The organism is Flammeovirga kamogawensis (assembly GCF_018736065.1).
GTDB classification, from domain to species: Bacteria; Bacteroidota; Bacteroidia; order Cytophagales; family Flammeovirgaceae; genus Flammeovirga; species Flammeovirga kamogawensis.
Genome location: NZ_CP076129.1, coordinates 263503 through 276976 on the forward strand (window position 1 = coordinate 263503; position 13474 = coordinate 276976).

8 protein-coding genes are annotated in these 13474 nt (G+C 30.2%); all 8 read left to right on the plus strand.

Annotated elements, in window-relative coordinates; all coding sequences use genetic code 11:
• Positions 1-195: 195 nt before the first annotated feature.
• Complete coding sequence (locus tag KM029_RS20070) at positions 196-3483, plus strand: SusC/RagA family TonB-linked outer membrane protein (RefSeq protein WP_144076634.1); 3288 nt, start codon at positions 196-198, stop codon at positions 3481-3483.
• A 4-nt stretch (positions 3484-3487) separates the two neighbouring features.
• Positions 3488-5005: a RagB/SusD family nutrient uptake outer membrane protein gene (locus tag KM029_RS20075; protein WP_144076635.1), complete on the plus strand. Its 1518-nt coding sequence runs from the start codon at positions 3488-3490 to the stop codon at positions 5003-5005.
• 11 nt (positions 5006-5016) lie between these two features.
• Positions 5017-5853 (plus strand): substrate import-associated zinc metallohydrolase lipoprotein, encoded by an 837-nt coding sequence (locus KM029_RS20080; RefSeq protein ID WP_158631225.1) that lies wholly within the window; start codon positions 5017-5019, stop codon positions 5851-5853.
• An 8-nt stretch (positions 5854-5861) separates the two neighbouring features.
• Positions 5862-7268 carry a DUF4302 domain-containing protein gene (locus KM029_RS20085; protein ID WP_144076637.1) on the plus strand — a complete coding sequence of 469 codons (1407 nt, stop codon included), beginning with the start codon at positions 5862-5864 and terminating at the stop codon, positions 7266-7268.
• Between the two features lie 255 nt (positions 7269-7523).
• Positions 7524-9077, plus strand: a complete 1554-nt coding sequence (locus KM029_RS20090) for a caspase family protein (protein WP_144076638.1) — start codon at positions 7524-7526, stop codon at positions 9075-9077.
• 103 nt (positions 9078-9180) lie between these two features.
• Positions 9181-10020, plus strand: a complete 840-nt coding sequence (locus tag KM029_RS20095) for a putative RNA methyltransferase (RefSeq protein WP_158631226.1) — start codon at positions 9181-9183, stop codon at positions 10018-10020.
• Between the two features lie 114 nt (positions 10021-10134).
• Positions 10135-10926: a DUF481 domain-containing protein gene (locus tag KM029_RS20100; RefSeq protein WP_144076640.1), complete on the plus strand. Its 792-nt coding sequence runs from the start codon at positions 10135-10137 to the stop codon at positions 10924-10926.
• A 172-nt stretch (positions 10927-11098) separates the two neighbouring features.
• Positions 11099-13462, plus strand: a complete 2364-nt coding sequence (locus KM029_RS20105; protein WP_144076641.1) for an arylsulfatase — start codon at positions 11099-11101, stop codon at positions 13460-13462.
• Positions 13463-13474: the final 12 nt, after the last annotated feature.

Genomic DNA, 13474 nt, shown 5'->3' on the forward strand with positions numbered 1-13474 from the left:
TATTTTATATTCTAATCAAAAAATGACGTTTACACTTATTAATAGTGTTATTTCGCCCATTATTCTTTTGAAAATGTCATAAAATAGAAATTAATTATTTTAATATATCATAAAAATATATGGGGAACGATTAAGATTTCGCAACAAACTTCAATTTGACCTCTATTTTTTATCTTATCTCAATTCAATCGAAGCATGATTAACAAATTACTATCATTTTTTGTCGTCTTGCTATATTCTGTTAGCGTTTATGCACAAGATAGTGCTAAACTAACGGGTGTAGTAACAGACAAATTAGGACCGTTACCTGGGGTAACGATACAAATTAAAGGGACTACAACAGGTAGTACAACAAATTACAATGGAGAGTTCTCTCTAAACGCTCAACCAGAAGATATTTTAATCTTCTCTTTTATTGGTTACACCTCAAAAGAGGTTCCTGTGGGTAATAAAACAACATTCAATGTAACTTTAGAAGAAGACAGCCAGCAATTAAAAGAGGTTGTCGTTACTGGCTATCAAGAAATTGATAGAAATCTGTTTACAGGTTCTGCAGAAACACTTTCTATGGAAGATGTTCAAGTTGGCGGCTTACCAGATGCATCACAATCATTAGAAGGTAATGTTGCAGGTGTTTCAGTAAGTTCTGTTTCCGGAACATTTGGATCATCTCCTAAAATTAGAATTAGAGGTAATGCTTCAATTAACGGTAACAACCAACCTCTATGGGTAGTTGATGGTGTTGTTTTAGAAGATATTGTTGAGCTTAATGGTGATATTTCCTCTGGAGATTTAGAAACTTTATTGGGATCATCTATAGCCGGTTTAAACCCTGATGATATTGAAAGTATAGATGTATTAAAAGATGCATCAGCAACATCTATGTACGGTGCTGCCGCTATGAACGGTGTAATAGTTGTAAATACTAAAAAGGGTAAAGACGGTTCTATGAGAGTAAGTTACTCAGGTAATTATACTATTAATGAAAAGCCTTCAATTTCTCAATTTAATAAAATGTCTTCATCAGAAGAAATGGATATTTTCTTAGAAATGATTGACAAAGGATGGATTGATGTAGTTTCTGCAGCAACTTCTCCAAATGGAGGTATTGTAAATTCAATGTACACAAAATTAAACTCAAAAGAGTTGACATGGGATAGGTCTAATCCTTATAACGGTGCTTATTTAGAAAAGGCATCTCAAAATAACACAGATTGGTTTGACCACCTGTTTAAGAACTCTTTTTCGCAGCAACATACCTTAAATATTAGAGGTGGTAGTAAAAAAGTAAATTACTATACATCTGTAGGTTTTTATGATGACCAAGGAAGAACTATTGCAGATAATGTAAAAAAGTATAACGCGACAAGTAATATTGATTTTACCTTATTTGATAAATTAGAAGTTGGTTTCTCTTTAAAAGGTTCGTTCAGAGATCAACAAGTACCGGGTTCTCAAGATAGAATTTACGACTCATACAACAATGTATACACAAGAGCTTTTGATATTAATCCGTTAAACTATGCCGCTACCACAAGTAGAAGTATTGGAATAAATGATTATACAAGAAGAAATTATGCTGACTTTAATATTTTACATGAGTTAGCAAATAACACAGCAATAATTGAAGTAGGAGATATTTCATTTCAGAATAATTTGAAATATAACTTTAATGATAAGTTTAGTGCTTTTATGGTTACTCAGCTAAGAAGGGTTTATTCGTCTACTGAACAACGTGTTCATGCAAATACAAACCAAGTTGCTTCTTATCAGGCAAATCAAACAAAGACAATGCGTGAGGGCAATAAATTACTATATAGAGATCTAAATGATCCTTATGCTGATCCTTATGTTATATTGGATAATGGAGGTATTCTAAAACAAGAAAGTAATAAGATGCATTACAATTACGTAAGAGCAGGCTTTAACTATATGAATACTTTTAATGATAAACATGCATTAAGTGTATTAGCAGGTAGTGAATATAAATCTACAAAAAGATATAATTCAACGAATACAAATTTTGGTGTTCAATTTGATAGAAGTAACAACTTTATTATTAATCCATATTTAACGCAATACCACATAGCAAGTGGTATTAAACCCAATGAGTTATCATCTACAATAGATAATTTCTGGGGTATTTTTACAAATGCCTCATATTCTTATGATGAAAGATATACTGTTGGTGCTACAGTGAGATATGATGGTTCTAACAGACTAGGGAATTTAAGATCAGTAAGATATTTACCCTCATGGAATATTTCAGGCGCATGGAATATAACTGGAGAATCATTTATGGAAGATCAGTCTTTGTTTGATAGATTAAAAATAAGAACTACTTATGGTATATCTGGTAATATGCCTAAAGGAGCATCTACCTCTTTACAAATTAATTCTGGTACTACGCAAAGACTAAAAACATCTGACAATGAAGTTTATTCTGAAATAGATAAGTTAGCGAACTTGTCTCTTACATGGGAGAAAATGAAAGAGTTTAATATAGGTGTAGACTATGGTATTTTACAGGGTAGAATTTCTGGTAGTGTTGATTATTATCAAAGAAACTCTTACGATCTAATTGGATGGGTACCAACTAATGGAGTAGGAGGTAAAGAAAAAAGATATAATAATGGCTTAGCCTTAGATTCTTATGGTTTTGATATCTTAATTAATACAAAAAATATTGATAATGAAAACTTTGGTTGGGTAACATCATTCAATTGGGGCTTAAATAAAAGTAAAGTAATTACATCTCCATATAAAATTAATGCAAATGAAGCGGTAAGATATTTAGGTGGTAATGTACAAGGATACCCTTCTAATGCCTTATTTTCTTATAATTTTGATGGCTTAGACAACGAAGGTAAACCTATAATTCTTGGTTCTAAAGGTGAACGTCTTACAAACGTAAGTTTACAGACTAGAGACCTTAAAGATCTTAAGTTTGAAGGTACTGTAAATCCAATTGCCTTTGGAGGTATTACCAATACATTTAATTATAAAAATGTGAGTTTTTCATTCTTAATCTCTTATTCATACGGTAACAAAATTAGATTGGGTGATTTAGTTGAAGATCAATACAATGATCAAAACTCTTTTGATACAGAAATGAGAGATCGTTGGGTTGTACTAGGTGACGAAAAGAGAACTAGAATTCCTGTTATCATGTCAAAAAGAGAGAAATATGATTACAAACAGACTGGAGATATGTCGTATGCAATGTATAACAAATCACAGGATAGAGTAGCAAATGGTGATTTCATCAAATTAAAAAGAGTATCGCTAAACTATCAGTTACCAGTTAAAATGTTAGAATCAGTACACATTCAAAACGCATCAGTAGGTTTCCAAGCACATAATTTATTTATGCTTTACTCTGATGAAAAATTAAGAGGAAGAGATCCTGAATTTTATGTTGCTGGTGGAGTTTCATTACCTCCAACAAGATCATATACTATGTCATTAAAAGTAAGCTTCTAGAATTATGAAATCAAAATATATATTATTATCTATTCTTTTATCAACTAGTGTATTTCAAGCTTGTGATAAAAAACTAGATGTTGTACCAGATAATAGAGTTGAATTAAACAGCATTGAAAAAATCAATGAGGTTTTAACGAAGGCGTATTCAAATAAAGATGCTCGATTTACGGAGTATGCATCTGATAACTCTGCATTTATTAGATCAGGTTCTTACAATGAAGGTGTTCATGATTCATTTATCTTCAATTACGATTATAGAGATGAAGATTACACATCACCTGTTGCTTTATGGAAGTCTCATTATAATGCTATTGCACATGCTAATCAAGTAATTGTATCAGCATTAGAATTTACTCCAAAAAACTCTGATGAAAAGGAGAGGATAAAGAATATCATTGCAGAGGCAAAAATTACGAGAGCTTATTGGCACTTTAAATTACTTGAGATTTTTTGTTTGCCTTTTGAACAAAGTAACCTTTCTTCTAAAGGTATTCCTTATGCAAATAAACCTGAGGTGTCATCAGATATTTCTTATTCTAGAGAAACTATGAAGGCAACTATAGCACATATTGAAAAGGATTTAATAGAAGGTTTAATAGATTTGGATGGCAGTAACCACTCTGCACCAAAATATCATTTTAATAGAAAATCTGCTCAAGCATTCGCAAGTCGCTTTTATTTATATCAAAAAAAATATCAAAAAGTAATTGAATATAGTGATAAAGCTTTAGGAAATAACTTTGTATTGAAGGACTATAAAATGAAGATGAAAGAACCTTCTTTTAGTGCTCATGGTATATTTTTTAACGACTCTAATGATCCAAGTAATTTATTACTTACAAAAGTAATTTCAATCCGAAATAGAGTGCTTTTATATTACCCGTATATGCAAATTAAGGATAAATTATTTAAAAAAAACATCCCTACTGTTGCTAAAGGAAGTATAATGGATAGTAGAGAACCTTTAGGTATTAAGAAAGGTTATGATGTGACTTTATCATTAAAATTTATTGAAGTTTTTGAAAAAGAAAGTGCTTTTGCTACTTCTGGTTATCCTACCTATGTGATGAGTGTTTTAAGAAATGAAGAAGTTATTTTGAATAGAATTGAAGCACAATTAATGTTGAATGGTAATCTTCAATCTTCTATGAATGATATTAATGCTATTCTTACAAATTCATTGTATGAAAATGGTAAAGACCCAAGAGCATATACTTCCAACTTAACTCAGGCAGATGTAATCACTTTTATGGATACTAAATACCCTGAGTATACATCCTTAACAACAAAAGATAAGCTATTAGTTTTCGTTCTTGAGGAAAGAAGAAAAGAATTTTTTGATGAAGATCAACGTTTCTTCGATCTAAAGAGATATTCTAATAAATCTGAGCTGAAAGATTATGTAACTATCAATCATATTGATGGTGAAGGAAAAAAATATACTCTTGCTGCTGGTGATAAAAAATGGGCTTACCAATTACCACAAATTGCAATAGAAAAGGGAATAGACAAAAATTAAATCGATCAATAATGAAACATATATATATATTCTTAATACTTAGTGTATTCAGTTTTTCATGTGAAAAAGAAGAAGAACACATTGAGTTAGATTTTAGTGATTCAGAAGAATTAAATGAATTAGATAAATACCTACATGATGAATTTACAACTCCTTATGGTTTGAGAACTAATTACCATTGGGATGCTAACTCTGTAGAATTTAATAAACGAACTACACCTGTAAAGTTAGACATAGTAAAGCCTACAGCTAAAATGGTAGATAAATTTTGGATTCAGACATACTTGCATTCCTCTTCAGATGTTGAATATAATAAAAAGTTTTTACACAAAAATTTACCAGCTGAACTTATCTATGTAGGAGGTAAATTATACTCTAGCGATGGATCGGTAACACTAGGTTATGCTGAATCTGGTGCTAGAATAACCTTGACTGATCTGAATAGTTTTGATCTATCAAATAGATCTTGGTTAAATCGTCAAGTAGGTACATTACATCATGAATTTGTACATATTTTAGAAGACAGTTACAACCTACCAAAAGATTTTAGATTAGTAACTCCCAAAAGTTATAATGGTCAGGCATGGTTAAATGTGAGTGAAGCAAACGCAATTGCATCTGGTTTTGTTACCAATTATGCTTCTCTTTCTTTTGGAGAAGATTATGCTGAAACAGTGTCAATTTATGTTTCTATGTCTGAAACTGATTTTAACAACAAATACAACTCAGGTAAAAAGGGACATGATTTAATTCAAAAGAAATTAGACTTGTGTAGAGCACATTATAAAGATGTAATGGGTATTGATTTAGATGCCTTAAGAGATCAAGTTCAAAAAGCTTATAAATAATATAACCTATGAAATATATATATATAGTTTCTTTATTCATGGTTTTATTTCAATCATGCGATAAAGATAGAGAAGTAATATTTGAAGAGTCAGCTCAGGCAAGAATCAACAAAGCATCTGAGCAGATAAATACATCACTTATTGCAGGTAAAGATGGGTGGTTCATGAATTATCAACCTAATGAAGGAGAAAAAACTTATCAAGTTGTTTTTAAATTTTTAAAAGATAATAAGGTTGTAGTTATTGGTGACATGTCATTAAAAATAGATACAGCCAATTATAGAATTGATTATGAACAAAGACCAGTTCTTGTTTTTGATAATTTTAGCTCTTTCCATAATATCTATTCTCGTTCTGTGAAATTTTCTAATAAAGCAGAATATGAATTTTTCATTAATAAAACAGAAAATTCATTTGAATTGGAAAGTGTATCTGATGATTTAAGATCACTAACAAAAGTTGAATTAAGTGAAGCTGATCCACAGTTAACAAAAAAGCTTGAAAAACGAATTAAACTTTTTGGAGCTGCTGCAAAGGCAATAGAAGAGGGAAGTAAATACCGTTTTGATTATGTCGCATTAAATGGTTATGTAGAAAAAAGTTTTTCTATTGATTTTTCGATGAAACAATTAGATAAAGGTGGTGTAAAAACTAATTTTACTCTAGTAAATGATGGAATTATTCTGGAAAATCCTGTAAAAATTGGTATTACTAATTTTTCTGAAATTCATTTTAAAGAAGTAAATGGAGATTTAAAATTTTACACAGATAAAAACGAAGAAATTGAATTTATTAGTTATTATAATACCACTTATTCGTTTACAAACGGCAATAGTTTAGATGATTTTAATAAGTATCAATCTTTTGAAAGATCGTTATCGTCTTATTATAAATATCAAAAACAAATTGTCTTAAATGATTTACCAATTGAAGAAAATCCATTTGGAAACTTTGTGAATATATTTGGGGAATCACCTAATAATAAAGTATTTATTGTCAATTCTATAAAATCAAAGAATTCGATTACTATAGTTTTTAAAAGTGAATTTTTGGAGGTAGGTACTAATGAAAAAGTAAGTTTCTATTTTCAAAATATTTTCAATGTAAGTCAAAGTAATTGGTCTTTTAAAGGCGATAAAATGTATTTAAAAAATACATCGTCGGCTATAGCTTATTCAACAACAGATTTTGATATAGCTAATTATAATACTATTCTAGACTTAAAAAATTTAACGCCACAACAACAAAAATGGGGCGTGAAAAAAGATCTTATAAAAATTCAAGAGGCAATAATAAAATATTTTAATGAACAGACTTTCATTATATCTAATGAAAGATCAGCTAGTGGAAAACCTTATTTTTTCATTTCTAGAGGCAATGAAAAAATGTCTGATGTTTGGTATTTTGCGTATTAAAATAGCTAATCATTATTAGTCTTATTTAAAAGGAGCTTTCTTAATGAGAGCTCCTTGTTTTTTTCCTAAAATTATTATTGAACAAATTCTCACTATTTTAGATGATCTAATGTTTGTATAATTATTAATAGTTATATATTTATATAATATATATTATGTTAAATAGAAGTTGACAATTTTAATTAATCAATTATTTAATTACTCACCTCTACCTACATTCTTTTATATATTATTCTATATTTACATTGTTTAACTATGCTATTAAGAAAACGTTTAATGAAGAAACTAGTACTTACTATTTTATTTTATCTCTGCATTTTAATTACAAATGCACAAACTAGAGGACTTTATTTAACTTCAGCTAACAACTCTGAACCTATTGTAAGTAGAAAATTTGCTTTAGTTGTTGGTGGTGATATTTACGATGGAAAACCTAGTTGGGTTAATTTAAATAACCCAATTTACGATGCTGAAACTATAGGAGAAATTTTAAAACAAGATTTTGACTATGACGTTCAAATACTTCGTAATCCAACATCGAACTCGTTGTTACAAACACTTATTTCCTACCATAGTATATTAAGACCTTCTGATAGATTATTTTTATTTATTGCAGGACACGGAGATTTTGATGATAAAATATTTGATGATGGTTTCTTAGTTACAAAAGATTCAAAACCTATAAGTCAAGATCCAAACAGAAAAACATATATCTCTTATACAACACTCAATAATTTAATAAATAAATTACCTGCCAAACAAATTTTCTTATGCATGGATGTTTGCTTTAGTGGTGCATTTAATAGTCAGTTAAAACAATACAGGAGTAGTAAATCAACAGGTATGTATTCATCATTATCTGCTGAAGAATATGTACAAAAAAAATTAAAATTAACCACAAGAACTGTTTTAACTTCAGGTGGTATCGAACCCGTTTTAGATGGAATTAAAGGTAGCCACTCCCCTTTTGCCTATAAATTAATTGAAGGATTAAGAGTAATGCAAGATCAGAAAACTGTTATTACAGGTAACGATTTATACAACTATGTTGCTATGATGGAGTCACAACCTATTATTGGTTATTTTGGTAATAACGCACCCGCAGCTGATTATGTACTAGGAATCACTAATTCATCAAAGGGAAAGGTTTTACAACAGCAATTGACTCCTCCAAAAGAAACAATCTTGCATAATAGTTCAACTTCATTATTAAAAGAAGGAGTAATTTATGACAAGTATTTTGAAGAAGTGATTGTTCAAAAATACTATATTCAGTTATTATCAGAACCTTCGTTTCAGGAATTAAAAGAAAGCATAGAAAAATACAATCAATTTGATATTAAAATTTCTCAAATTACTATTAATAACAAATTATGGTATAGACTTTATTTAGGTGGATTTAATGATAAAGCCTATGCACAAAAACAGCTTTTGGCTTTAAAAGAACAACATTTATCTGATAAAAATATTCAAGCTGCATTTATAAAAGAATTAAAGATTAGCCCCTCTTCATCATTAAATTACAATACAATTTATACTTCCAATTTAACAACAGTAACATTAAAGGGGTATAGTATTCAAGTTTTTTCTGATCCATTATTAAGTTTTACTTTAACTAAAGCAAAAGAATATCAAAGTACAGGTGAAGGAAAAACATATATTGAAAAAGTTCTGGTTAACGGTAAAGATTATTACAGATTATATTTCAATAATTTTTCTGATAAAAATGCTGCTATTAAGTTTAAAAATCAATTGGTAGAAAATACTTCTGATGTAAACTTAAAGGGTGCTTTTATTAAAACATTTTAGAGAAGGTCAGTTTATCTTCATCCTTATTTACATGATTACTTATTAACTATGGTAATTTATGTTTATCATTACATTTTTATTAAAAACCATAGAAAAGAGAATAATGAAATTTGATTCAGTAAGTTTATCTTGCCCTATTTGCGATGAAAAATTAGAGAAAGAAAATAAAACATTACACTGTAGTAATGGTCATTCTTTTGATTTAGCCAAAGAAGGTTATGTGAATTTACTTCTATCAAATCAAAAAAAATCTAAGAACCCTGGTGATAATAAATTGATGTCTGCATCGAGAAGAGAATTTTTAAATTCCGGTGCCTATTTTCCATTAGTAGAGAGAGTTACTCAACTTATTAACCTAAAATACAAAAACACTACATCTCCTTTATCTATTGTTGACGCTGGTTGTGGCGAGGGTTATTACATGGATGCTATCAATAAATTAGTAGAAAATACAACTAATTTTATTGGTTTTGATATGTCAAAAGATGCTATCAAGTTGGCTGCAAAAAGATACAAAGAAATTGACTTTTTTGTAGCTAGTATTAATAATGTACCAATTTTAAGTACATCTACAGATTGTATTATTTCAATCTTCTCTCCTATCAATGTAAAAGAATTTTCTAGAATTTTAAAAGATGATGGAATTCTAATTACCGTAACCCCCAATAAAAAGCATTTATCAGGTCTTGCAAATATTATTTATGATAAAGCAAAAGAGCACGATAGTAAGATTGGAAATTTGGAAGGTGAGTATTTTGATCTAGAAAAAAATGACATTCTTACGTTTACTTTAAACCTTGATAATAATAAGGATATTATGAACTTATTCAGAATGACACCTTATTATTATAGTTCTTCTAAAGAGAAATCTGAAAAAGTAAATGATCTAACTACACTTGAGACTACTATTGATTTTGAAATAAATATTTTTAGAAAAAAATAGTCAATTTAAGAGGTAATTGATAAAAGTCTTTTTAATGTTTTTAACATAAATCAATTCTATTTTATATTTTTGCAGTCACTAAGTTGAATTTTTTTTATCAACGTTATCTATAACATGACTTCTAACTGCAAACTATACTTTTTATTACCTTTTCTGTTCCTTTCCTATTCATCAATAGGTCAAATTTTAAATATTGAGAAATCAAGATTAGATGCTGGAGACTCTTCACATTGGGTTGGAAGTATATCACTTACTTATCAATTAATTAACCAACAAATAAAAACACAAGGAGGAGGAATTAAAGCAAACCTTGCTCATGTAGGGCAAGCAAATGATTATATTTTAATTGGAGATATCTCCTATCTAAATTCTGAAGGTTTTAATTTATTACAGAATGGATATGTTCATGCAAGAGCGGAAATGATGAAAGACCATAAGTTGTCTTACGAACTCTTTACACAAATTCAATACGATCAGGTTAAAGGTATGCAAGAACGTTTTCTTGTTGGTGGTAATTTAAGATGGTCTGTGTATAATAAAGATAAAAATAGTTTTGTATTGGCTGCAGGTACATTTTATGAAAACGAAGAATGGTATTGGGAAGAATATACTAACGACGCTACAATTACTACAAAAGCCCACCCTTCTATTTTTAGATTTAACGCTTATTTTACATATAGAACTGATATTAATGAAAATGTATATTTCAATTTAACAACCTATTTCCAACCCAAATATACATCTATAGAAGAGTTTAGAATTAGCGGTATTGCAAATCTTAATTTTCGTATATCTAAAAATTTATTCTTTAAAAACTCTTTCACATTATGGTATGATAATGCACCTTATGTACCTATTGATCAATTGAATTATACTTTAAAAAATGGTGTATCTTATAATTTTTAATTATAACTAACTATCTAACAGATACTTATAATTAGGCCTGTTTTATACAGATTAGTATAGAAAATAATCCCAGACTTACTTTTTGACATTTTTGTGCAACAGCTTGCTTTTTTTTTGAAAAGGCTTCATTCTTAAAAGTATGACATTTGAAACATAATCAAACACAAAGGATATGTTTACAAAAAGCTTACAGAAATCAAGAAATATTTTATTAGGACTTTGTCTATCTGTACAACCCTTTTTATCAAATGCTCAAGAAGTAAAAGGATTAACAGTACATGAGTCTAAAGATTCAAAACCTGCTCAATTAAACTTTAGAGAAAATAATTTAGAATCAGCTCCTAACATTGTATTGGTTTTGTTAGATGATGTAGGGTATGCTCAAATGGGACATATGGGTGGTCAGATAAACACGCCTGCTTTTGATCAGATTGCAGACGACGGACTTACTTATACTAGATTTCATACAACTGCTTTATGTTCACCAACAAGAGCTGCATTATTAACAGGTAGGAATCATCATGAAGCAGAAACTGGAGCTATTATGGAAATAGGTACTGGTAATGATGGTTATACCATGATGTTACCTAAAGAAGTAGGCTCTTTTGCAAGAGTTTTACAACAAGAAGGTTATTCAACTTCTTGGTTTGGTAAAAATCATAATGTACCAGATTGGGAAGCATCCATTACAGGTCCTTTTGATAGATGGCCTAATGATTTAGGTTTTGATTATTTCTATGGTTTTTTAGGTGGAGATACAGATCAATTCCATCCCGCATTAGTAGAAAATAGATCTAGAATAGAAGCACCTTCAACAAATGTAGACGGTTCTAGGTATCATTTAACACATGATATGGCTGATAAAGCCATTAATTATGTACAATCTGTGAATGCTATTGCACCAGATAAGCCCTTTTTTGTATATTTTTCTCCAGGAGCTACACACGCACCACATCAAGCTCCTGCAGATTATATCAAGAAGTATAAAGGTAAATTTGATGCAGGTTGGGATGTGTACAGAGAAGTTGCTTTCGATAATATGAAACAGAAAGGGATTATTCCTGCTGATACAGAATTAACACCCCGTCCTGCTTCTTTACCTGCATGGGAATCCCTTACTTCAGAACAAAAAAAGGTGTATGCTAACATGATGGAAGTATTTGCTGCATTTACAGAACATACCGATACACAGGTAAAGCGTTTGCGTGATTCTATAGAAGAAATGGGTAAATTAGACAATACCATTTTTGTATATATTGCCGGAGATAACGGTGCTTCTGCAGAAGGTGGTGTAGAAGGTTTATTGAATGAGATGGCTTTCTTTAACGGAATTCCTGAGAAATGGGAAGATAAAGTTGAAGCAGTAGAAAGCGGCCGTTTAGGTTCTGAAGATTATTTTAACCATATGCCAGCAGCTTGGGCTTGGGCAGTAAATTCACCATATCAATGGACAAAACAAGTTGCCTCGCATTTAGGTGGTGTTAGAAATGCTATGACCATATCTTATCCAAACGGAATAAAATCTCGAGGAGAAGTAAGGACACAATTTACGCATGTTACAGATATTGCACCTACTTTATTAGAAGTTGCTGGTATTGAAATGCCTGAAGAAATAGATGGAGCACCTCAGAAACCAATTGATGGAGAATCTTTAGTAGCTACATTTAATAACGAGAATGCTTTAGAAGAACATACCACTCAATATTTTGAAATTCTTGGTAACCTTGGCATTTACCACGATGGATGGTGGGCTGGAGCAATGAGAAACGTGCCTTGGACATCTATGTCGTCTGATGCGATTGAAATTACAGATATGGAATGGGAATTATATAATTTAAATGATGATTTTTCTCAAGCAAAAAACCTAGCAAAAGAGAACCCTGCTAAACTAGAATACATGAAATATATGTTCTTTGCTGAAGCAGGAAAAGCAAATGCATTACCTATAGATGACCGTAGAACGGAACGTTTTAGATCTTCTTTTAGACCTTCTTTAACCACTGGCCTTACAGCGTTTAAATATCCAAATGGCTTAAGAATACCAGAGGGTGCTACTCCTTTTACTAAGTTCCAATCGTATGAATTAAAAGCAAATTTAGATGGATATAAAAAAGGAAATCAAGGCGTATTAATAACCCAAGGAGGTAGATTTGGAGGTTTTGCTCTTAGAGTAGATAAAGCAGGATATGTGTATTATGAATATTGTAATGCGGTAGATAAATACTCAATAAAATCATCAATTAAAGTGCCATCTGGTACAAAACAAATAGAAGCGAAGGTTATAATGGACGAAAAGAAACCTTACACACCAGCTACTATTTATTTGTCTTTTGATGGTAAAAAAGCAGGCAATGGGCGTATTGAGAAAACACTCCCTAATTTATATTCTTTAGATGAAACCCTTGACATTGGTAGAGATTCAGGAACAGCTGTTACAGAAAATTATAACGTTAAAAATTCTAAGTACACAGGAATACTAAATAACGTTGAGTTAAACTTGATTGACTCGTATAAGAATTCAGATTTAAGTAAATAAATAGCTTTCGTA